Origin of the sequence: Parvibaculum sp. (genome assembly GCF_030694575.1) — a bacterium.
Lineage (GTDB): Bacteria > Pseudomonadota > Alphaproteobacteria > Parvibaculales > Parvibaculaceae > Parvibaculum.
Window position 1 is genome coordinate 18,928 of the sequence record NZ_JAUYUS010000002.1, and the last position, 21,713, is coordinate 40,640.

Here is a 21,713-nt window from a genome sequence, read left to right on the forward strand (position 1 = left end):
TGACAATCGATGCAACGCGTGCTGGAAAATTTCGAGGATTACTGGGCCCTGATCAAGGATGTGTGGCAGACCGGCGTGTTCGGCCACGATCTCGGCAGCATCTTCGTCGCTCTGGCGATCTTCGGGATTTTCTTCGTGCTGCGCGGCCTCTTCACGCGGTTCGTGTTGCGGATTGTCGATAGTCTGGTGGAGCGGACGGAGACCAAGGCGGACGACTACGCGCGCGACGCCGTGCGCAGCCCGATCCGCTTTCTCTTTTTCGCGCTCGGCTTTTTCTTCGCGTCCGAATATCTGGCTTTCGAAGGAACGGCGGAAGCCTTCACCCAGAACGTCAACCGGTCGCTCATAATCGTTGCCATCTTCTGGGCGATCTACAATGCCGTGGAGCCGGTGAGCCATGCACTCGACCGGCTCAAGTCGCTGCTGACGCCCGAGATTCTCGAATGGCTTGTCGCGGGCGCGAAGACGGCGGTGGTGCTGGTCGGCGGCGCCACCATCCTCCAGACCTGGGGCATCCAGGTCGCGCCGATCATTGCGGGCCTCGGGCTTTTCGGCGTGGCGGTGGCGCTCGGCGCTCAGGACCTGTTCAAGAACCTGATCGGCGGCGTCTCGATCCTCGTCGAACGGCGCTTCGGCATCGGCGACTGGATCAAGGTGGACGGCATCGTCGAGGGAACGGTGGAAAAGATCGGCTTCCGTTCGACCCATGTGCGCCGCTTCGACAAGGCGCCTGTCTATGTGCCGAACCAGCACCTTGCCGATGGCGCAGTGACGAATTTCAGCGCCATGACCTATCGCCGGATTTCATGGACGATCGGGGTCGAGTATCGCACCACGCATGAACAGCTTCGCCGCATACGCGACGACATCGAAGCCTATCTCCGTTCGGTCGAGGATTTCGCGCAGCCGCCTTCCGCGCCGCTCTTCGTGCGGATCGACAGCTTCGGGCCTTCCTCCATCGATATTCTCGTTTACTGCTTCACAAAGACGACGGTGTGGGGCGAGTGGCTGGAAGTGAAGGAAGCACTCGCCTACCGGATCAAGCAGATCGTCGAGGGCGCGGGCGCGGGCTTCGCCTTTCCGAGCCAATCCATCTATGTCGAGACGATGCCGCTTGCGCCCGACGAGATCGCGGCCGAGAAGGCGTAGCTCAAGCGATTTCCGTCACCGTTTCGACGCTTCGCCGCGCGCTGATCGCCGCGTCGCGTATCGCATAGCCTCCACGAAACGCGAATGTCGGCTGCCATGCCTCATCGCCTGTGACGGCGGCGAGACGCGCCTCCGCCTTTGGCTCCGCGCCGAGCTGGCGTTCGCGGTCGATCATTTCTACCGGCTGGTTCAGCGGATGCATGGCGAGGCCCGCCGCCCCGGCCGCCAGGTGAATGCGTTGCCACAGGCGGCCAACGGCAAGGGCCTGGGCGCGATCGTAGCGGTCGCGCGCGGCGATGAGACCGAGCAGCGCCGCCGTCGGCACATGCGTATCGCGCGTCTGTTTCGCCCAGGTGCCGTGACTTTGTTCGGCGGGAAGGGCCGGCAGTATTTTCGCGACGGCGAGGAGGGCGGGCGAGAGACCCGCCGTGTCGAGCTCGAGGCCACTCCGCTCGCGCGCCATCTCTTGCGGTCCGTCGCGGAACCAGCGGTGGCTGTCCTCGATCATCGCATGGTCGGCGACGATTTCATCCGTTGCCGAGATGATGGTGGCGCCCAGCGTTTCGTAGGCCGCACCGCCGCGGAAGAGATAAAGCTTCACATCTTCATCATGCGGAGCGGCGGCGAAGTCTTGCAGCAGATCGCCGGGAAAGCCGCGCGCGAGGTCGTAGGGATTGCGGTTTGTGTGGCGCTTCGGGATGGCGTCGTAGAGAGGGTCGACCGGCGCATCCGCGCGCGAGAGATGAAGCGTCGCGGCGAGAACGGGTTCGTTGCGGCCGCCGATGTCGAGGAGCGAGCCTGCGGCGGGCGCGACGGTGACCGCGTAACCGTTCGGTGCGGCGGCGAGGACCATGTTCTCGATGGCGCAGCCGAGACCGACATGCATTTCACGCAGATAGGGGTCGAAGGTGCCGAGATTGCGCGACGTGTCGGCGAGAATGTCGATGCGGCCGTCGCCGACGCGGAAAATCCAGGGCTGCGTATTGTGCGGGTTCGATGCGAGGACGCCGGCGGCCACAAGCGCGAGCGGCGTGCCGCGATGGGCCGGATCGTTCCAGATTTCCCACGGCAGGTAGGGCTCGTTCCCGCCGTCTCCGATGACGCCGCGTTCATTCGCGCGCCAGATGACGCCTGCCGCCGCGACAAGCGTAATGCCGGTGCCGATTTCGAGGAGGTGACGGCGGGTGAAGGATGTCTTCGTCATGGCTTCCGTTTCCTTTGCGCGGGTTTGCCGGCGGTGGAGAAGGCGCCGTCGATCATCGCGTCGACGGTCGTGAAGAGGCGTTCCCAGTCCTTGTCCGTCTTGATTTCGACACCGCCATAGACACGGATCTGGCGCGCGCGGGCGGCGAGATAGTCGATGGCGGCGCCGAGAATGGCGGTGAGCGCGGGAAGATCGACATGGGCAGGCGCGCCGTAGCGCGCGAAGACGGCGTCCATGAGTTCGAGCGCGCGGCGCTCGCGGACTTCTTCCAGCGCAATGACGAGCGGCGTGCGGTTTGCGGTTTCGGCGCCGATAACGGCAAGGGTGACTGGCCGCTTGCGCATCTCGGCGGCGTGGCGGCGGAAGCCGGACTTGAGGGCGCCGGCGAGGCTCGCCGCCTTTTCCGTGCCGATAATGTCGTCGACTGACCACCAGAAGTCGCCATGCTCGGCATAGGCGCGATAGACGCCGTCGAGATCGCCGAAGTAACGGTAGATCAGAACCTTGTCGATGCCGGCTTCGCGCGCGAGCGCATTGATGCCGACGCCGGACAGCCCGTCGCGCAGGATGAGGCGCGCCACCGCGTCGAGAATGGTGCGTTCGGTCCTGGCGCGGTCGCGGCGGGGGGCGGCCGGTTTCTGTGCGGTTTTTGTCACCATGTGGTGACATATAGGACGGAAAATGCCTGCCGTCAAGAAAACTGCCGTCGCCAAAGCATCGCGGCTTTGGTAGGGCTAGGGAGGCGCCGGTCCGGCGCCGTTCGTCCAAGGTGTCGCTTCCCGTGCAGACCCCCGAAAACATCATCGTCATCGGCGCCGGTATCGTCGGCGTCTCGACCGCTTATGAACTCGCGCTGCGCGGCGCAGCCGTGACGCTGATCGAGGCGCGCGAGGGCGCGGGGCTCGGCACGAGCTATGCGAATGGCGGCCAGCTCTCGGCCTGCGAAGTGGCGCCCTGGGCGGGGCCGGAAGTGCCGGGGCTGATCCTCAAATGGCTCGGCCGCGACGACGCGCCGTTTCGCCTGCGTCCGAAGCTCGATCCGGACCAATGGCTCTGGCTGCTGCGCTTCCTCGCGCGCTGCCGCACATCGGCGCGGCGCGAACGCATCCCGCATAATCTCGAGCTGGCGCTGCTGACGCGGGCGCGGCTCGCGGCCTACCGCGAACAGTTCGCGGCGGCGGGCCAGCCGCTCGAATTCGAGCAGCGGCAAAGGGGTATCCTCCGCATTTTCCGCGACCGGCACGCCTTTGCCGATGCGGTCGAGGAGACGAAGCTGATGGCGCGCCTCGGCGTGGAACAGGAGCCGTTGACGCCCGCCCAATGCATCGGCATCGAACCGGCGCTCGGCTCCGCCATGCAGCGGGGCGACATCGCGGGCGGGCTCTATTCGAGGACGGACAGCAGCGGCGACGCACATCTCTATTCGGTGGCGCTGGCGGAAGGCGCAAAGCGGCTCGGCGTCCGCTTCGTGACGACGAGCACGGCGACCGGCATCGCGACGGAAGGCGCGCGCGCCAGGGGCGTGACGACGGCGGAAGGCACGATCGAGGCCGACGCCGTGGTGGTGGCGGCGGGGACGGGCAGCGCGGCGCTGCTGAAGCCACTCGGTATCCGGTCTTATATTTATCCGCTGAAAGGCTATTCGGTGACGCTGCCGGCGCCCGATGCGAACGCGCCGGAGGTGAGCATCACCGACGAGGAACGCAAGATCGTAATCAGCCGGCTCGGCGACCGGCTGCGCGCGGCGGGGCAGGCGGAAGTCGGCGGCTACGACCTGACGCTGGAGAAGCCGCGCGCCGAAGCCGTGCTCCGGGCGATCGAGGCGCTGTTTCCGCAAGTGGGGCCGCGCACGGACGAGGCGCTCTTCTGGTGCGGCCTGCGTCCCATGACCCCGGACGGCAGCCCGGTGATCGGCGCGGCGGCACCGTTTTCGAATCTTTTCATCAACAGCGGGCACGGAACGCTGGGTTGGACGCTCGGAGCGGGAAGCGGCGCGGCGCTGGCCGACCTGATCTGCGGCAGTGCGCCGCAATCGGACCTAAGTCCTTTTTCCATAAGCAGATTCTAGCAATTTCCGGGCCCTTGGGGCCCGGAAATGGTGCAATGCACAAAAAATACTTGACGTTACGGTAGGGGGTATTTATCTCATTGTGCAGCGCACAAATCCGGCGCGCCGGTATGTGCGGGGAAATGCCCGCAATCGATGCGAGCGGCCACGCGATACAGGAGATAAAACATGACTGAAGCGACCCAGAAGCCGAAGACCACCAAAGCCAAGCCGCGCGCCAAGAAGGCGACGGCCTCGGTGAAAGCGACCGCGAAGACCACGGCCGCGAAAGCCGCCGCCAAGATCGACGCGAAGAACCCGCTCGAAACCGCGTCCGGGATCATCGTGGGCCTCGCGCGCACGAATTTCGAAGAGTCGGTGGAGACCGCCCGTGCCGTGATGAAGTCCGGCAGCCTCAAGACGGCGGTTGAACTCCAGAACGAATATGTCCGCTCCGCGCTGAAGCGCAACATCGACGCCGCCCGCGAGCTCAACGAGCTCACCGTGTCGACCGTTCGCGAAGCCGTGAGCCCCTATGCCACCAAGTTCACCGAAGCGTTCGAGAAGCTCCGCGCCGCGTAATTCGCGAGAGCCGCGTTTCCTGCCTGTTGCGTCCTGTAGCATTGCGTAAACAAAAGCCCGGCCCTCGAAAGAGAGCCGGGCTTTTTACTGCTTCGTATCAGGAAGAAGGGGCCTCAGACCGCTTCGCGGGCGGCGGCGCGCTGCGCTAGGCGCTGACGGAGCGAGAGCACGGGCTCGCGGCCGTCCGTCGCCGGCTGGTATGAATAGGAAAAAACCCCGACATTCTCCGCCCATATCTCCGGCGTGATGTTGTCGGCGACTTCAAGCGCGTCGAAGCCGCAGCGGATCATGAAATGAAACTGGTCGCGCAGCACGTTGCCGACGGCGCGCACTTCGCCCTTGTAGCCGTAACGCTCGCGCAGCAGCCGCGCATAGGAATAGGCGCGTCCGTTGCGGAAGATCGGCAGTTCGAGCGCGACCACCGCGAGCATGTCGAGATCGTCCGCGATGACGCTCGGCTCCTGGCCGCTTTTCAGACGGACGCCGATGGGCGTATTGCGGGCGCGGAGCGCCTCGCGCTCGGCCTGCCAGCGTTCGAGGCTGACGATAGCCGGACCTTCCGGCAGCGCCTCATCGTCGGCGACGCTCGGGAAATCCGGCTCGACAAAGGCTCCGTTCCTAATGAGTTGCATAGAGGCTCTCCTTGAACGGGTCGATGCCGACGCGGCGATAGGTGTCGATGAACCGCTCGCCCTGCTTGCGCGTGCCGAGATAGGTGGTGACGATCGTCTCGATGGCATCGACGATCTGCTCTTCGGTGAAGGCCGGACCGACGATGTCGCCAACGGCCGTTTTTTCGTCGGCCGCGCCGCCAAGCGTCACCTGGTAATATTCGACGCCCTTCTTGTCGACGCCGAGAATGCCGATATGGCCGACATGGTGATGGCCGCAGGCATTGATGCAGCCCGACGTGTTGATCTTCAGCTCGCCGATGTCGTGCTGACGTTCGATATCCGCGAAGCGCTCGGAAATGCGCTGAGCGATCGGGATCGACCGCGCATTGGCGAGCGCGCAGTAATCGAGCCCGGGGCAGGCGATCTGGTCGGTGATGAGGCCGACATTTGCGGTCGCGAGATCGTGAGCCTTCAGCGCTTCGTAGACGGTATGGAGATCCTTCTTGCGGACATGCGCGAGCGTCAGGTTCTGCTCATGCGTGACGCGCAGCTCGTCGAAGCTGAATTTTTCGGCAATGTCCGCAACGGCGTCCATCTGGTCCGACGAGCAGTCGCCCGGCGTGCCGCCGATGGGCTTCAGCGAGATGTTGACGATGGCATAGCCCGGCATCTTGTGCGCCGCGACGTTGGACTTCACCCAGTTGGCGAAGCCCGGATCCGCGAGCACGGCCTTGTTGAGCTCGGTGCTTTCGTCCGGCAGCGTCTCGTAGGCAGGGGCGCGGAAATAGGCTTCGATGCGCGAGATTTCTTCCTGCGGCAGATGCAGCGCGCCGGTCTTGCGGATTTCGGCAAACTCCGCCTCGACCTGACGCCTCATCTCATCGGCGCCGATCTCGTGCACGAGAATCTTGATGCGTGCCTTGTAGATATTGTCGCGGCGTCCGTACATGTTGTAGACGCGCAGGATCGCTTCGAGATAGGCGAGCAGGTCTTCCTTCGGCACGAAATCCGAAATCTTCTTGCCGACCATCGGCGTGCGGCCAAGCCCGCCGCCGACGAAAATCTCGTAGCCGATTTCCTTCCGGTCGTTCTCGACGATCTGGATTCCGATGTCGTGGACGCGGATCGCGGCACGATCGTCCGGCGTGCCCGAAACGGCAATCTTGAACTTGCGCGGCAGAAACGAGAATTCCGGATGGAAGGTGGACCACTGACGGATGATTTCCGAAACGATGCGCGGGTCTTCCAGCTCGTCCCGGGCGGCACCCGCATACTGGTCCGTCGTCACGTTGCGGATGCAGTTGCCCGACGTCTGGATGCAGTGCATCTCGACGGAAGCGAGATCGCGCAGGATGTCCGGCACATCCTTCAGCGCCGGCCAGTTGAACTGGAGGTTCTGGCGTGTGGTGAAGTGGCCGTAGCCGCGATCGTATTTGCGGCCGATATGCGCGAGCATGCGGAGCTGCTTCGACGACAACGTGCCGTAGGGCACCGCGATGCGCAGCATGTAGGCATGGAGCTGGAGATAGACGCCGTTCATCAGCCGGAGCTGCTTGAACTCGTCCTCGGTGAGCTCGCCGGACAGGCGGCGCGCAACCTGGCCGCTGAACTGCTTGACGCGCTCGTTCACGAGCTGCTGGTCGAATTCATCGTAACGATACATAATTTGGCCTTTAACTCTTCGCGTGCATGCACGCTCAGCGATGAACGTCCGGCAATTCCGCCTGCTTGCCGAGATCGAGCCGGACGGTCGGTCCGGCCTGGCGGATGACCTCGCGCACGCTCGCCGCGCGGATGCCGCCCTCGTCCCTTGCCACCTCGAAAAGGTAGGGCTCGACGATGCTGTTGTCGGCCACGGCCGGCTCGGCGCGGGCGAGAAGCGCTTCCGCAGCTTCCTTGCCTTCGGCCACCGCGGCCTCCTGAAGGGATTCGGACCAGCGTCCGCCGGCCGTCAGGTAAACGACGATACCATCGTTCAGCCGGTTGGCGGTGACGGCCTGAAACTGGGCTCCCTTGCGGGTATGCTGGGCCATGGGGAACTGTCCTCGAATATCGTGATGCGACGCCCGCCCGTATAGCCGGGAGCGGGCATCGGCGCGAGTGTCCGGCTGTAAAAATCGGCCTATTTGACCGTTAACATGGGTTTTTTCTCAAAGATCGTCAATGCTTGTGTAAAACAATATAATTCACTCTTTAAACTCGTTTAATATGGAATAATCGGCGGAATTCAGCGAAAAATCTATCTTTCCTGCTTCACCGCACTCTCATGCCAGCGGCTCAGGATGCGCCGTTCGAGAAGCGTCAGCCCGAAGAAAATGCAGATACCGAGTGTGGAAAGAAGGAAGAGCGCGGCGAACATCCGCGGAATGTCGAGCCGGTTGCCCGCTTCCACGATGCGCCATGCGAGCCCCGTGGCGGCACCTGAGCCCGCGACGAACTCCGCGACGACGGCGCCGATGAGGGCAAGGCCGCCCGATATCTTCATGCCGGCCAGCATGTAGGGCAGCGCGGAGGGAAGCTGGAGTTCGGTCAGCACCTGCCAACGGCTGGCGCCGTAGAGACGGAAGAGATCGCGCAGATTGTGGTCGGCCGAGCGAAGCCCGAGCGTCGTGTTCGACAGGATCGGAAAGAAGGCGACGATCCAGGCAAGGATAAGGAGCGCGAACTCCACATTGTCGTAGCCGACCCAGATGAGAATGAGCGGTGCGATGGAAACGACGGGCGTCACCTGCAGCACGACCGCATAGGGAAAGAGCGCCATCTCGATGTGACGGCTTTGCGAGAAGAGAACCGCGAGCCCGATGCCGCCGACCGTCGCGAGCAGGAAGGCGGCGATGGTGACGCGGAGCGTGACCCAGAGCGATGCCATCAGCGAACCGAAATTCGCGACGAGACTTTCCCATATGCGCGACGGAGCGGGGAGCACGAAAGGCTGTATTTCGTTCACCCGCACCAGCACTTCCCAGGCCCCGAGAAAGGCGATGCCGACCGCGATCGGAACGAGGATGCGCAGGATGCGCGCGAACAATGTGTCATCGCCCTTCATATCGCCGTTCCCTCGCGCAACGCCGCCCCGACGGCGGCGCAGCTTTCGACATAGGAGTGGGACTCGCGGAAGGCCCGTCCGCGCGGATAGGGCGCGTCGATGGCAATGTCGGAAAGGATGCGTCCCGGCCGCGCGCCCATGACAAGAACGCGCTCGGACAGATAGACCGATTCATAGATGCTGTGCGTGACGAAGACCACCGTGAACCTCTGGCTCGACCACAAGTCGAGGAGATCGTCGTCGAGCTTCTCGCGCGTGAATTCGTCGAGCGCGGCGAAGGGCTCGTCCATCAGCAACAACGGCGGTTCGGTGACGAGGGCGCGGGCGATCGAAACGCGCATTCGCATGCCGCCCGAAAGTTCGCGCGGAAACGCGCGCGCAAAATCGACGAGGCCGACGCGCTCCAGCGCGTTCATGATGCGGGGCAGTGCGTCCACCTTCGCGATGCCGCGAAGTTTCAGCGGCAGCCAGACATTGTCGACGACGCGCGCCCAGGGCATCAGCGTCGGGTCCTGAAAGACAAAGCCGATATCCGCGGGCCTCGCGCCGCCGGCGGCCGGCCAGAGAAGGTCGCCCGTATCCGGCGTGATAAGACCGGCGACGATGCGGAGCAGCGTGCTCTTGCCGCAGCCGGACGGCCCGACAAGTGACACGAAGCCGCCCCGGCGGATATGCGCGTCGACGCCCGCAAGCGCGACTGTGCCGCTGCCATAGGTCTTGCCGATCCCCCTGAGCGAGATAAGGGGCGGCGCCGGAGGCGCGCTGTCCGCCGTCATTCGCCCGTGAGTTCTTTCTTCAGATCGAGGCCGACGCCCTGATTGACGAATTCAAGCGTATAGGCGCTGTGAACGCTGAGGTCGTCCGGATAGACGCCGGCTTCCACCATGGCATCGTAGAACATCCGCCAGCGTTCCTCCGTCATCGCGCCGACGCCGAGCGTTTCCGTTTCGCCCGAATCCACGATGCCGTATTCCTTCATTAGCCGGATCGCATTGGCGATGATCTCGTCGGTCATTTCCGGATTGTCGCGCTTGATGAGTTCGTTGGCGGCCGAAGGGTCGCCATGGATGTAGCTGACCCAGCCCTTGATGCTCGCGTCGACGAATGCCTGCACGACTTCCGGCCGCTCCGCGATGATGCGGTCGCTTGCGAGGATGAAGGCGGCATATCCCGGATAGCCGTAGTCCGACAGGAGGAAGACCTGCGGCTCGACGCCCTGCTGCCGGATCATATAGGGCTCGGAGGACAGATAGCCCTGCTGGATCGCCGTCTCGTCGGTGAGAAAGGGGGCGAGGTTGAAGGTGTATTTGCGGATCTGGGAATCCTCGAAACCGTATTTGGATTTCAGCCACTGCCAGAAGGCGCTCACCGTCGCGTCCGACACCATGATGGGTTTGCCCTTCATGTCGGCGAGCGATTTCACGTCCGGCCGTGGATGCGTGATGAAGACCTGCGGATCCTTCTGGAAGGAAGCCATGACGGCCTTCGCGCCCGCACCTGCCTGCGCCATGTTGAGCGGAATGAAGCTGTTGGAGCCGAGGCCGAATTCGACCGTATGCGCGGCGAGAAGCTGCGGCACGTTCACGCCCGGCCCGCCCTGCAGGATCGTGACGTCGAGACCGGCTTCTTCGTAATAGCCCTTGGCGATTGCCTGATAGAAGCCGCCATGCTCGGCCTGCGCCTTCCAGTCCGTCGCGAAGGTGATGCGCGTGAGGTCGCCGCTCTGCTCGCGGCCCGGCTGAAGCACGAGCACGATGGCAATCGCCACGGCGATGGCGGCGCCCACACAGGCGAGGATGAGATTGCGGTTCATGAAAACGTCCCCCGAAAGGCGCGGCCTCGCGCAAAACCGGGGGAATGGTATCAGCGCGCGCCCGGGAGGGCTACAGGAGGCCGGGGCTCAGAGCGGGTCGCAATTCGACTGGCGGCGCATGGCGTCGATCTCGGCACGTGCCTCCTCCGAGGTGACGAGCGAGCGGAAGAGGACGATGCCCTTGGTGCTCGGCGTGATGACGACGGGGATGCCTTTCTCGATCTTCGTGTTGCCGTCGGCCGCGAGGATGATTTCGATCCGGCCGGACTTCACCTGCCGGTCATTGACGACGAAGAAATTGTCGGTGTTGGACGCGAAGGTCGAAAGCGACCAATAGGTGTCGGGCACGGGTGAGGTAAGCTTCACCGGCTGCTTGCTCACGTCGTAGACGCAGGCCGTGTAGAGGAGGTCGGGGCTCGGTCGCACGACCCCGCGCGACGCGGCGGTGGCACGGTCGGGATAGACGGCTTTGTTGACGCCGCCGGCCTGGGTGGCGATCCCGGCCATCGCCCGGTCCATGATGCCGTAGGGCAATCCGAAGATCGCGAGGATATGGAATACGGCCGCGAGCGCTACGGTGCCTGCGGCCCACATGGGCCAGGTTTTCATGACGGGCATGCCTCCTTGGCAATTTGCGGGAGTACGACCCCGGACGGGTCGCGCGCGGCAGCTTCCTCCGGATTGTAGAGCCGGAGAGTAAGCGTAAATGTGTCATCGGTTTGGCCGTCGCCGGTCGGAATCCAGTTTCCATCGGCTTTTTCCGGCCCCACCGCGATGACGAAGCTGCCGTCGTCTTCGCGGGCGACCGTATTGCCGCCATAGGAGTAGCGGTCTTCCGGATTGGGCATGAGATAGTGGTCCGACGCATAAAGCGTGATGCTCCACCAGCGCGCGGGCGGATCGGTTCCGGCGACCTTGTAGGTGCAGTTTGTACGCAGACGCTCGCCCGTCCCGTCGCGCGCGGCGGTGAAATAAATCGTTTCGCTGCGATTGAGCGCGAGCAGGCCGGCGACGGCGACCATCGCGCGCGTATAGGGATCGGCTTCGGCGCTGCCGATGATCGTGCTGGTGCGCCAGGGGCCCACCGCCACGTCGCCGCCGAGCCCACCGCTGCGGACGAGAAGAAGCGCCGATCCTGCACCCAGGATGAGCGCCACCACCGTGGCCGCCAACAGTTTCAGGGCGAGCTTCAAATGATCCCCCCTAGAGACCTTTTTTAGGTCCAGGTTTTCTTGTCTGGCCCGCGACACCCCCGCGTCCGAATCAGCACGGCTACCATCCAACCGTCTCGATACGAAACAGTCAAAGGGATTATGTGGGTGTAGTTAATGGGGAGATTGGCTAAAACGCCGCACTCGCACAGCTAACCGCCCGAGAGTTCCTCGCGCTTCATCTCAAGCTCGAGCCAGCGCTCCTCGGCTTCCGCAAGTTCCGCCTTAAGCGCATCGTGGCGCGTCATCGTCTTGTGAAAAAGGTCCGGATCGCGGGCATAGAGATCCGGATCGGCGAGCTTCTTCTCGATCGCCGCAATGTCGCGCGCGAGTTCCGGCATACGCGCCTGAAGTTCCTCCAGCGCGCGTGTGTCCTTGTAGCTGAGCTTGGTCGGCGTCCGGGCGCGCTCCGTCTTCGGCGCGGGGGAGGCGGCGCTTCGTGTCGCGGCGGCCGCCTGTTTCCTCTGCCTCAGATAGTCGGAATAACCGCCGGGATATTCAACCGCGGTCCCTTCGCCATCGAGCGCGACGACGGAGGTGACGACCCGGTCGAGGAAATCGCGGTCGTGGCTGACGAGAAGAACGGTGCCGTCGTAATCCGCCAGCACTTCCTGCAGGAGATCGAGCGTATCCATGTCGAGGTCGTTGGTCGGCTCGTCGAGGATCAGGAGGTTGGAGGGCTTGGCGAGCGCGCGGGCGAGGAGCAGCCGGCATTGCTCGCCACCGGACAGCGCCTTCACCGGCTGGCGCGCCTGCGACTCGCGGAACAGGAAATCCTTCAGATAGGAAACGACATGGCGCGGCTGACCGCGCACCAGAACCTGATCGCCGCCGCCCTCGCACAAGGTCTGCCAGAGCGTCGCCTCGGGATCGAGCGAGGAGCGCGATTGGTCGACATAGACGGGCGTGAGATTTGTGCCGAGCCGCACGCTGCCGCTGTCGGGCGCAAGCGTGCCGGTGAGGATTCTGAGAAGCGTCGTCTTGCCGGCGCCGTTTGGACCGATCAGGCCGACCTTGTCGCCGCGCATGATCCGTGTCGAAAAATCGCGCACGGCAACGCGCTCGCTTCCGTCGGGCTGCGGCCAGATTTTCGTGATGTTTTTCGCCTCGACCACGAGCGAGCCCGACGCCTGCCCGCTTTCCGCGACAAGGTCGATGCGGCCCGCCTGACCGATCTGGCCGGCACGTTCCGCGCGCAGCGAATGCAGGCGGCGCAGGCGGCCCTGGTTGCGCGTGCGTCGAGCGGATATGCCCTCGCGCGACCACTGTGTTTCCTGTTCGATCAGGCGTTCGAGCTTGCGCGCGGTGACTTCCTCCTCGGCGACGATCTGCTCCGACCATGCGTCGAATTCGGCAAAGCCCTTGTCGAGACGGCGAATGGCGCCGCGATCGAGCCAGAGGCAACCGGCGGCGAGCCGGCGGAGGAAGGCGCGGTCATGGCTGATGAGAACGAAGGCGCCGCGAAACTGCGACAGCCTTTCCTCGAGCCACTCGATGGAAGGAAGATCGAGATGGTTGGTCGGTTCGTCGAGAAGAAGGATGTCCGGTTCTTCCGCCAGCACGCGGGCGAGCGCCGCCTTGCGGCCTTCGCCTCCCGACAGCGTGGCGGGGCCGGCGCTCGGCGACAGCTTCAGTTCGTCCAGCGCTGCAGCGGCCTTATGCGCCTCGGCGCCCCCGGCCGTCGCATAGTCGATGACGGTCCTGGCCCCGCCGAAATCCGGCATCTGTTCGAGATAGGCGATACGCGTGCCGGGCTGGCGGAAGATTTCGCCGCCATCCGGATCGACGAGACCGGCCGCGATGCGGAGCAGCGTCGACTTGCCGCTGCCGTTCCGCCCGACGAGGCAAAGCCGGTCGCCCGGTGCCAGCGCGAAGCTCGCCCCCGCGATCAGCACCTGATCGGCGAAAACGACGCGGATGTCCCGGAGAGCGAGAAGCGGTGCGGCCAATTTGCGAAAGTCCGTTGAGATTTGCCGCCGCCTGTATGGCGCATCGCGCGAGACGATGCAAATCAGCGTTTGCCGCGCTCAAGGGTTTGTCCGCCGCGCCGGAATCCTCCGCCCCACCGGTCCGTTTCGCGGCTTTCGAGCTTCGGCGCGGCATCGAAGAGGTCCGAAAGCTCCGCGAAGAAGCCGCCGCGTGTGCCGCTCGTGGCAATGACGGGGGCCTCGCGGTTACGCACCGCGCCGGGCAGCGGCGCGGGCGGAAGGCTCGCTTCAGCGGCAGTCATGTAATTGCGCCATGCGGCAGCGGCGAAATTGCCGCCGGACGCGCCGCTGGTGGGCGAATTGTCGTCGTTGCCGAACCAGACGCCCGCCACTTCATGGCCCGTATAGCCCACGAACCATGCGTCGCGGTAGTCCTGGCTGGTGCCGGTCTTGCCGGCGGCGAGGCGGCCACTCAACGCGGCGCCGCGGCCCGTGCCTTCGGTCATGACCTGATGCAGCATGTAGGTCATGTCGTGCGCCTGAGTGCGGGTGATCGCCTGCGTCTCCGCCGCTTCGCGGCGATAGACGACGTCGCCGTTTTCGGCCTCGATGGCGGCGATGCCGTATGGCGCAGCGCGGCGGCCTTCATTGCCGAAAGCGGAATAGGCGGAGGTGAGCTCGAGCAGGCTTACCTCGGCGCTGCCGAGCACGATCGACAAGTTGCGCGGCAGCGGACTCTCGATGCCCAGCCGCTTGGCCGATGCAGTGATGCGGTCGATACCGACCTTGTCGCCGACCTGGACCGAGATGGTGTTGATCGAGTTCGAAAGCGCCGTCGCAAGACTGACTGTGCCCCAGTCGCGTGTGGACGCATTGCGCGGCGTCCAGCCACCCATCGAAACAGGTTCGTCGGTGACCGGACTGTCCGGGGTGTAGCCAGCTTCCAGCGCGGCGAGATAGACGATGGGCTTGAACGCGGAGCCGGGTTGACGCTTTGCCTGCGCCGCCCTGTTGAACTGGCTCTCGACGTAGGAGCGGCCGCCGACCATGGCAAGGACGGCGCCGTCCGGTGCCAGAGCGACGAGTGCACCCTGCGAGACATTGCGTTCCTTGCCCGTCCCGGCGAGTGCGCGCTCGACGGCGTCCTCCGCCGCCGCCTGGCGGCGCGGATCGAGCGTGGTGCGAACGACGAAGCGGCCGCTGGCTTCCGGAAAGAGCGTGCGCACCTGCTCGGCAATCCAGTCGACGAAATATTCGCGCCCTTCGCCGTCACCGCGCGCAAGCACTTCGGCCGGATGCTGCCGTGCGCCGGAGACTTCTTCGGCGGTGAGGCTGCCGGCGGAAACGAGGCGGTCCAGCACCTGATTGGCACGGGCGCGCGCCTGCTGAAGGTCGTTGGTCGGCGCGTAGCGGGTGGGTGCCTTTGGCAGGCCCGCAAGCACGGCCGCTTCGGCGAGCGAAACGTCGCGCACCGACTTGCCGAAGTAGTAGCGCGCGGCGGCGTCCATGCCGTAGTTGCCGGCACCCATATAGATGCGATTGAGATAGAGCGTAAGGATCTCGTCCTTCGAGAGATTGTTTTCGAGCCACAGCGTGATGAGCGCTTCCTGCGCCTTTCGCCAGAGCGTGCGGCTGTTGTCGAGATAGAGGTTCTTCGCCACCTGCTGCGTGATGGTGGACCCCCCCTCGACGAAGCCGAACGAGAGCAGGTTGCGCCACATGGCGCGTGCGATGCCGCGTGCATCGAAGCCGCCATGTTCGTAGAAGCGGCGGTCTTCCGTGGCGAGGACGGCCTTCACCAGATAGGGCGGCATTTCGCCGAGGGGGACGGTAGGGGCCGTGCGGCGGCCGCGGCTGCCGATCTCCTCGCCCTGCATGTCGAGTACCGAGATCGACACCATGTCGGTCCGGTCCCGCTCAAGCGCGCGTTGCAGATCCGGTAGTGTCACGAAGACGAGCGCGATGAAACCTGCGACGAGCGCGGTGATCGAAAAGGAGACAATCCCGAGAGAGCGGGTGCCCAAGATACCTTTGGATTTACGTGCAGGACGCGGCGCGTCTTCCTCCGGGCCATCCGACGGAAGCGGGTCGCGATCCAGCCGCGCGCGGCGGAACTGCTCGCGCATCGGGTAGTGCGGATCGATGTCGTCGGCGTCGGACAAGGTTAACCGCCTCGCTGGGCCCAATGCGGGCATGCACCGGGTTGGACTTTTCATGCGAGCGGCATGCCAGCCCGGGATGCGTCATTGCGAGACTGGCGGAGATTTGTGCGCTGATTGGGGCGGGATCGCGGCAAAGCGGCGGCAAATGAAGACCTGCGTGAATGCCCTTTGACAAAATCGGCGGCGCGCGCTCATGTCCCGCCATGATGGATGCCGCCCAACCCTTCTGGCGCGTGAAGCGCCTCGACGAGATGACCCGCGAAGAGTGGGAGAGCCTCTGCGACGGCTGCGCGAAGTGCTGCCTGGTAAAGCTCGAGGACGAGGATACCGGCGAGCTCGAATATACGGACATCGCCTGCCGGCTGCTCGACGCGGAGACGTGCCGCTGCTCGGACTACGCGAATCGCTCCGTCAGGGTGCCCGATTGCGTGACGCTGACGCCGAAGAACCTCGAAGACATCGACTGGATGCCGCCCTCCTGCGCCTATCGGCTGCTGAAGGAGGGGAAGGACCTGCCGTGGTGGCATCCGCTTATTTCCGGAGAATACGAGGCTGTGCGGCTCGCGGGCATGTCCGTCCACGGACGGTTCCTCTTCGAGGATGAGGCCGACATGGAGGACCTCGAAGGCCGCATCGTCGACTGGCCGCTGATGCCGCCGGAGTAGGCTGATCCGGATCGCGGGATCCTGCGTAGGAAGCAGAGAACCGCATGATGGATGGGGCCTCCGATGATCTACGCGATCGCTTACGCCGCAACGGCACTTGTTTTCTTCAGCCTCGACTATTTGTGGTTGGGCACGCTGGCGAAGGAGTTCTATGCGCGGGAGCTGGGACCGCTGATGCGGGAGAAGCCGGATTTCGCGGCGGCCGGCATCTTCTATCTCTTCTATATCGGCGGCGTGGTGCTCTTCGCGGTGGTGCCCGCTCTGCAGGCGCAGGGGTGGAAGACGGCATTGGTTTATGGCGGGTTGCTTGGCCTTTTTGCCTATGGAACCTACGACATGACCAACCTCGCGACGCTGAAGGGGTGGTCTGTGAAAATGGTTGTGGTGGACATGGCCTGGGGTGCGGCGCTCACGGCCACGGCCGCGCTGGCAGGTTATCTGGCCGCCCGGACTCTCTGACTGTCATCGAACTGTCAAAAATATGTCACAGAGGGTAGGCGCGCCCCGCCCGAGATGATAAAGGCACTCCCCGGACAGCCAGCCGAAGAGGCGGCACGATTCGGAGGGCCATGTGCCGAAGAGCGCGCTCGACAAGGATCTGAAAAAAGTCGGAAGCCTCGAAGAGGCGACTCACGCACTTTCGAGATCGATCGCGGCACCGGGACTGGCGATCCTTTTCCTCGTCGCGATTTTCCTTTTCATGAGCGGACTGGTCCCCGTCGGGCCGTTGAGCATCTTCGTGATCGCGGGCGGCGTCATCGCCGGCTACATGGCGCTGAACATCGGCGCGAACGATGTCGCCAACAATATGGGACCGGCGGTCGGCAGCCGCGCGCTGCCGCTCGGTGCGGCGCTCGTCATCGCGGCGGTATGCGAGGCGGCGGGTGCCATCCTCGCGGGCGGTGACGTGGTCTCGACCATTTCGAAAAGCATCATCGTGCCGCCGCCGGATTTCGACGTGCGCGATTTCGTGATGCTGATGATGGCGTCGTTTCTCGCCGCCGGCATGTGGCTTCACCTCGCGACGATCCTGAACGCGCCCGTCTCGACCACGCATTCGATCGTCGGCGGCGTGCTCGGCGCCGGTATCGCGGCGGCGGGCTTCGGTGTGGTGTCGTGGCCGACCATGGGTGCGATCGCCGCGAGCTGGGTGATCTCGCCGATCATGGGCGGCGTGGTCGCGGCGGCGCTGCTCGGCTTCATCAAATGGCAGGTGCTCTTCAAGCCCGACCGCGTCGCGGCGGCGAAGCGCTGGGTGCCGGTGATGATCGGCCTGATGGCCGGCGTCTTCGCGATGTATCTCGCGCTGAAGGGCCTGTCGCATGTCTGGAAGCCGTCCGCCGGAACGGTATGGGCGCTCGGCATCGCTTTCTTCGCCACCGGGACGCTGGCGACGCGGCCATGGGTGGCGCGGCGCGCCGAGACGCTCGAGAACCGCCGCAAGCATGTGGCGGGGCTCTTCACGCTGCCGCTCATCTTCGCGGCCGGGCTTCTCTCCTTCGCGCACGGCGCCAACGACGTCGCGAATGCGGTCGGCCCGCTTGCCGCCATCGTCGCGGCAGCGGAAACGGGGCGCGCCGTGCCCGGCGACGTGACGCTGCCGCTCTGGGTACTGATGATCGGCGCGGTCGGCATTTCGCTCGGCCTCGCGCTGTTCGGTCCGCGCCTGATCCGCACCGTCGGCACCAAGATCACCAAGATGGACGCGCCGCGCGCCTATTGCGTGGCGCTGGCCGCCGCAATCACGGTTTTGATCGCCTCGGCGCTGGGCCTGCCGGTTTCCTCGACGCATATCGCCATCGGCGGCGTCTTCGGCGTCGGCTTCCTGCGCGAGCAACTCGCCAATCTCGGATTGAAGGCGGACGGGCCGAAGCGGCCGAAGCCGAAGGCGAGCGAACCTTCCTCGCTGAGCAGGACGCCGGAAGACGCAATCAAGAAGCAGTTGAAGCGAGAGAAACGCCGGCTGGTGCGCCGCCGCCATGTGCTCGGCATCGCGGCTGCCTGGGTCATCACCGTGCCCGCCGCGGGCGGCCTCGCCGCGCTGCTCTACTGGATACTGAAGCTGGTCGTGGATTTGTAATTCTTCCACCCTCCCCCTGTGGGAGGGTCAAACGGCTGCAAGCCGTTTGGGGAGGGGTTACAGAAGAAGCGTCATATTCAAGCGGCAGAAAATTCATTGCGTAGGCGCTGCAACCCCTCCCCGAAATTCGCTTCGCAAATTTCGACCCTCCCACAGGGGGAGGGTGGGAAGAATGAATGGTTTTGTCCTCGCCGCTGCTTATTTGCAGCTACACCCGGTCGCGCAGCATCATTGCGAGGTCGGCGAGATAGGGATCGTAGAGAAGCTGACGGGCTTCGCGCAGGCCTGCCCAGTGGCGGCGGCGCTCATGCTGTTCTTCCCAGGTCTCATGCTGCAGCGTGACGAGCAGCGGATACATGTCGACCTCGATGGGCTTCACAATGACGCCGCGCCGCTTGATCGTGCGCCAGACGCCGAGCGGCCGGTCGGCGACGACGCCCTGGACGCCTGCCTCCTCGAGCGCTTCCTGCGCGGCAGCCTCGTGCGGATCGAGGCCCTCCATCAACCCACCCTTCGGAAAGACCCAGCGCCCCGTCCGCCGCGAGGTGACGAGCAGCACCGCGACCTGGCCGTCGACCAGCGAATAGGGAATGGCTCCCGCCTGCCGCTCGATGGCGGACTGGCGCGCGACGAAACGGAAGCGGAGCTTGGTGGCGAGACGTTCGAGCATGGAGGTTCCCTGGGAGCAGTGGGGGAAGTATGCACGACGGCTGCCAAAACAGAAGTGCGAAGGGGGGCGGCGCGTGCCGCGCCTTCTGGATTGCCGGGTCAAGCCCGGCAAAGACGAGTAATGGGAAAGGGGAGGGTGGGAAGCACCGGCAGCGGCTTCAATTCAAAAGATATCCCCAATTGTCAGCGCGGCGCTCCATCCCTACCTTCCATCCATCTCCAGAATTGTGCGGTGAGGAACATGGCAGCGAAGAAGGCGGCGCCTGCGAAGGTGCGCGCGGTGAAGAAGGCCGTGCCGAAGAAAGCGCCGGCAAAGAAGCGGGCGGTTGGAAAAGACGAGGCGCCGCTACCCCTCCCCGAAATTTGCCCCGCCGACGCGGCTCAAATTTCGACCCTCCCGCAGGGGGAGGGTGGAGAGATACTGCGCGCGGCGAAAGATGAAGACATCGATTGGGAAACGATCCGCGCGGATTACGAGATCGGGACGCGATCTCTCTCGGAGATTGCGCTCGAACACCGGATCACGACGCAGAAAATCACATCGAGAGCGTGGCGGGAGAGCTGGCCGAAGCGCGGCGAGGTCGTGCAGGAGGCGGCGCTTGCAACCGAACTGCCCGACGACGCGGAGGCGCTGGCGGCGCGGCTGACGAAGCTGATCGCCCGCGAAATCGCGGATATCGAGCGCCAGAGCAAGGTGACGCGCGACGACGCGGAAGGCGAGCGGCAGGCGCGGCGGCTGTCGTCGCTGGTACGCTCCATCGACAAGCTCCACGAAATCGAACAGGCGGCGAGGCTGGCGAAAAAACATGACCCTGCATCCGACAAGGCAAAACGCGCCGCGGAGGACAAGCGGCTGCGCGCCGAACTTGAACAGCGGCTTGCTCGCCTCTTTGCCACCGCCGATGCGGACGGACTTCGTGAAAGGGCTGACGCGGCGGGAAGTGCGGCTGCTTGCTGACGACTGGCGCTTCTGGGCGCGGGAAGACCAGCTTGCGCCGGAGGGCGGCTGGACGACATGGCTGGTGCTGGGCGGGCGCGGCGCGGGCAAGACGCGCGCCGGCGCCGAATGGGTGGCGGCGGAAGTGGCCGCAGGCCGGGCGAGCCGCATCGCGCTGATCGGCGAGACGCTGGCGGATGCGCGCGAGGTGATGATCGACGGGCCCTCGGGGCTCCGCACGATTGCGCGGGCGGACGAGAAACCACGATATGAGGTGACGCGGAAGCGTCTCCTTTGGCCGAACGGCGCTGTGGCCCATGTGTTTTCCGCGGGCGAGCCGGAAAGCCTGCGCGGGCCCCAGTTCGACGCGGCCTGGGGCGACGAGCTGGCGAAGTGGCGCTATGCGGAAGCGGCCTGGGACATGCTGCAATTCGGATTGCGCCTCGGCGAGAACCCCCGCCAGGTGATGACGACGACGCCGCGCCCCGTGCCGGTGCTGAAGCGGCTGATCGCGGACAAGACGACCGTGACGACAAGGGCCGCGACGGCGGCGAACCGCGCGAACCTCGCCGACGGATTTTTCCGCGCCGTGATCGCGCGCTACGAGGGCACGCGGCTCGGGCGGCAGGAACTCGACGCCGAACTGATCGACGACAACCCGGACGCGCTGTGGAAGCGCGAAACGATCGAGCGCGGCCGCGTGGAGCGGGCCGTGGAGTTCGTGCGCGTGGTGGTGGGCGTCGATCCGCCGGCGACGAGCGGCGCGAAGTCGGACGAATGCGGCATCGTCTGCGCCGCGCTGGGCGCGGACGGGCATGGCTATGTGCTGGACGACCGCTCGATGGGCGGCTTGTCGCCGCTCGCCTGGGCGAAGCGCGTGGCCGGCTGCTACCGCGCGCATGAGGCGGACCGGATCGTCGCGGAAAGCAATCAAGGCGGCGAGATGGTCGGCTCGGTGATGCGGCAGGAAATGCCCGACGCGCCGATCCGTCTTGTGCGGGCGACGCGGGGGAAGGCGGTGCGCGCCGAACCCATCGCGGCTTTATATGAGCGCGGGCTGGTGCATCACGTGGGTGCATTCGCGAAGCTCGAGGATCAGTTATGCGATTGGGTGCCGGGCGGGAAAAGCCCGGACAGGCTGGATGCGCTGGTCTGGGCACTGACGGAGTTGATGCTGCTTGGCGAGGCGGGGGTGCCGAGGATGCGGAGGTTGTAGAAGGTGGGAAGAGTGTTGGCAGTAGCCAAAACAAATTGTCATCCCGGCGGAAGCCGGGATCCATCTGACTCTCGTATCTGTGTTGTCCGCTCATGGGCCCCGGCTTTCGCCGGGGTGACACTGAGTTTTTGGTTTGGTCCGGTGGCTAAAAGGGCCGGTTTCTTCCACCCTCCCCTTGGGGGAGGGTCAGACCGCTGCAAGCGGTTTGGGGCGGGGTCGCCGTGGTGCGATGGGTGCAGGCGCGAGCGTGTTCGTTGTATTTAGCGCCGCGACCCCGCCCCGAAAAATTCTTCGCGTTCCGCTCGAATTTTGTCGACCCTCCCCCAAGGGGAGGGTGGGGAGAATGGTTTGATTGGCGGGACATAAAACAAAACTGTCATCCCGGCGGAA

General features: G+C 64.8%; 21 protein-coding genes. 8 read left to right on the forward strand and 13 right to left on the reverse strand.

The window, feature by feature from the left end; all coding sequences use genetic code 11:
• The first annotated feature begins 9 nt into the window (after positions 1 to 9).
• A complete protein-coding gene (locus Q8S60_RS00175; RefSeq protein ID WP_305277105.1) occupies positions 10 to 1,149 on the forward strand; it encodes a mechanosensitive ion channel family protein in 1,140 nt (379 codons plus the stop codon).
• A 1-nt stretch (position 1,150) separates the two neighbouring features.
• Here Q8S60_RS00175 and Q8S60_RS00180 read toward each other — a convergent pair whose 3' ends face one another.
• Together Q8S60_RS00180 and Q8S60_RS00185 are read right to left on the reverse strand one after the other, a co-directional pair.
• Positions 1,151 to 2,353, reverse strand: coding sequence for a hypothetical protein (locus Q8S60_RS00180; protein ID WP_305277106.1), 1,203 nt, complete (start codon positions 2,351 to 2,353; stop codon positions 1,151 to 1,153).
• Positions 2,350 to 3,012, reverse strand: a complete 663-nt coding sequence (locus Q8S60_RS00185) for a TetR/AcrR family transcriptional regulator (protein WP_305277109.1) — start codon at positions 3,010 to 3,012, stop codon at positions 2,350 to 2,352. The genes Q8S60_RS00180 and Q8S60_RS00185 overlap by 4 nt, the downstream gene beginning before the upstream one ends.
• Positions 3,013 to 3,134: 122 nt before the next feature.
• Between Q8S60_RS00185 and Q8S60_RS00190 the strand changes: the two genes are divergently transcribed.
• Both Q8S60_RS00190 and Q8S60_RS00195 read left to right on the forward strand, forming a co-directional pair.
• Positions 3,135 to 4,421, forward strand: a complete 1,287-nt coding sequence (locus tag Q8S60_RS00190) for a D-amino acid dehydrogenase (protein ID WP_305277111.1) — start codon at positions 3,135 to 3,137, stop codon at positions 4,419 to 4,421.
• A gap of 168 nt (positions 4,422 to 4,589) precedes the next feature.
• Positions 4,590 to 4,982 carry a phasin family protein gene (locus tag Q8S60_RS00195; RefSeq protein WP_305277113.1) on the forward strand — a complete coding sequence of 131 codons (393 nt, stop codon included), beginning with the start codon at positions 4,590 to 4,592 and terminating at the stop codon, positions 4,980 to 4,982.
• Positions 4,983 to 5,095: 113 nt separating this feature from the next.
• Here the strand turns inward: Q8S60_RS00195 and Q8S60_RS00200 are convergent, their stop codons facing one another.
• The 10 genes from Q8S60_RS00200 to Q8S60_RS00245 all read right to left on the reverse strand — a co-directional run bounded on the left by Q8S60_RS00200 (position 5,096) and on the right by Q8S60_RS00245 (position 15,756).
• On the reverse strand, positions 5,096 to 5,614 hold the full coding sequence (locus Q8S60_RS00200) for a DUF934 domain-containing protein (protein WP_305277115.1): 519 nt from the start codon (positions 5,612 to 5,614) through the stop codon (positions 5,096 to 5,098).
• On the reverse strand, positions 5,601 to 7,259 hold the full coding sequence (locus Q8S60_RS00205) for a nitrite/sulfite reductase (RefSeq protein ID WP_305668258.1): 1,659 nt from the start codon (positions 7,257 to 7,259) through the stop codon (positions 5,601 to 5,603). The genes Q8S60_RS00200 and Q8S60_RS00205 overlap by 14 nt, the downstream gene beginning before the upstream one ends.
• Positions 7,260 to 7,293: 34 nt before the next feature.
• Entirely contained in the window at positions 7,294 to 7,629 is a 336-nt protein-coding gene (locus Q8S60_RS00210; RefSeq protein ID WP_305277119.1) for a DUF2849 domain-containing protein, read from the reverse strand.
• A 206-nt stretch (positions 7,630 to 7,835) separates the two neighbouring features.
• Positions 7,836 to 8,642: an ABC transporter permease gene (locus Q8S60_RS00215; RefSeq protein ID WP_305277121.1), complete on the reverse strand. Its 807-nt coding sequence runs from the start codon at positions 8,640 to 8,642 to the stop codon at positions 7,836 to 7,838.
• Positions 8,639 to 9,418, reverse strand: a complete 780-nt coding sequence (locus Q8S60_RS00220) for an ABC transporter ATP-binding protein (RefSeq protein WP_305277123.1) — start codon at positions 9,416 to 9,418, stop codon at positions 8,639 to 8,641. The genes Q8S60_RS00215 and Q8S60_RS00220 overlap by 4 nt, the downstream gene beginning before the upstream one ends.
• The gene (locus Q8S60_RS00225; RefSeq protein WP_305277126.1) at positions 9,415 to 10,455 is read right to left on the reverse strand and encodes an ABC transporter substrate-binding protein; all 1,041 of its coding nucleotides are present in this window, start codon (positions 10,453 to 10,455) and stop codon (positions 9,415 to 9,417) included. Before Q8S60_RS00225 ends, Q8S60_RS00220 begins: the two co-directional genes overlap by 4 nt.
• An 87-nt stretch (positions 10,456 to 10,542) precedes the next feature.
• Complete coding sequence (locus Q8S60_RS00230) at positions 10,543 to 11,064, reverse strand: DUF1254 domain-containing protein (protein ID WP_305277128.1); 522 nt, start codon at positions 11,062 to 11,064, stop codon at positions 10,543 to 10,545.
• Positions 11,061 to 11,648: a DUF1214 domain-containing protein gene (locus Q8S60_RS00235; RefSeq protein WP_305277129.1), complete on the reverse strand. Its 588-nt coding sequence runs from the start codon at positions 11,646 to 11,648 to the stop codon at positions 11,061 to 11,063. Before Q8S60_RS00235 ends, Q8S60_RS00230 begins: the two co-directional genes overlap by 4 nt.
• A gap of 170 nt (positions 11,649 to 11,818) precedes the next feature.
• Positions 11,819 to 13,615 carry an ABC-F family ATP-binding cassette domain-containing protein gene (locus Q8S60_RS00240; protein ID WP_305277130.1) on the reverse strand — a complete coding sequence of 599 codons (1,797 nt, stop codon included), beginning with the start codon at positions 13,613 to 13,615 and terminating at the stop codon, positions 11,819 to 11,821.
• Positions 13,616 to 13,677: 62 nt separating this feature from the next.
• A complete protein-coding gene (locus Q8S60_RS00245; RefSeq protein WP_305277132.1) occupies positions 13,678 to 15,756 on the reverse strand; it encodes a transglycosylase domain-containing protein in 2,079 nt (692 codons plus the stop codon).
• 203 nt (positions 15,757 to 15,959) lie between these two features.
• On the opposite strand from Q8S60_RS00245, the gene Q8S60_RS00250 reads away from it, so the two are divergent.
• The 3 genes from Q8S60_RS00250 to Q8S60_RS00260 all read left to right on the forward strand — a co-directional run bounded on the left by Q8S60_RS00250 (position 15,960) and on the right by Q8S60_RS00260 (position 18,501).
• On the forward strand, positions 15,960 to 16,421 hold the full coding sequence (locus tag Q8S60_RS00250; protein ID WP_305278264.1) for a YcgN family cysteine cluster protein: 462 nt from the start codon (positions 15,960 to 15,962) through the stop codon (positions 16,419 to 16,421).
• A 63-nt stretch (positions 16,422 to 16,484) separates the two neighbouring features.
• The gene (locus Q8S60_RS00255) at positions 16,485 to 16,880 is read left to right on the forward strand and encodes a DUF2177 family protein (protein WP_305277134.1); all 396 of its coding nucleotides are present in this window, start codon (positions 16,485 to 16,487) and stop codon (positions 16,878 to 16,880) included.
• Positions 16,881 to 16,992: 112 nt separating this feature from the next.
• Positions 16,993 to 18,501, forward strand: a complete 1,509-nt coding sequence (locus tag Q8S60_RS00260) for an inorganic phosphate transporter (protein WP_305277135.1) — start codon at positions 16,993 to 16,995, stop codon at positions 18,499 to 18,501.
• 208 nt (positions 18,502 to 18,709) lie between these two features.
• On the opposite strand, the gene Q8S60_RS00265 is transcribed toward Q8S60_RS00260, so the two are convergent.
• Complete coding sequence (locus Q8S60_RS00265) at positions 18,710 to 19,171, reverse strand: NUDIX hydrolase (RefSeq protein WP_305277137.1); 462 nt, start codon at positions 19,169 to 19,171, stop codon at positions 18,710 to 18,712.
• 240 nt (positions 19,172 to 19,411) lie between these two features.
• Between Q8S60_RS00265 and Q8S60_RS00270 the strand changes: the two genes are divergently transcribed.
• Both Q8S60_RS00270 and Q8S60_RS00275 read left to right on the forward strand, forming a co-directional pair.
• Positions 19,412 to 20,128, forward strand: a complete 717-nt coding sequence (locus tag Q8S60_RS00270) for a hypothetical protein (protein ID WP_305277139.1) — start codon at positions 19,412 to 19,414, stop codon at positions 20,126 to 20,128.
• Positions 20,073 to 21,323 (forward strand): DNA-packaging protein, encoded by a 1,251-nt coding sequence (locus Q8S60_RS00275; RefSeq protein ID WP_305277141.1) that lies wholly within the window; start codon positions 20,073 to 20,075, stop codon positions 21,321 to 21,323. Before Q8S60_RS00270 ends, Q8S60_RS00275 begins: the two co-directional genes overlap by 56 nt.
• Positions 21,324 to 21,713 lie beyond the last annotated feature (390 nt).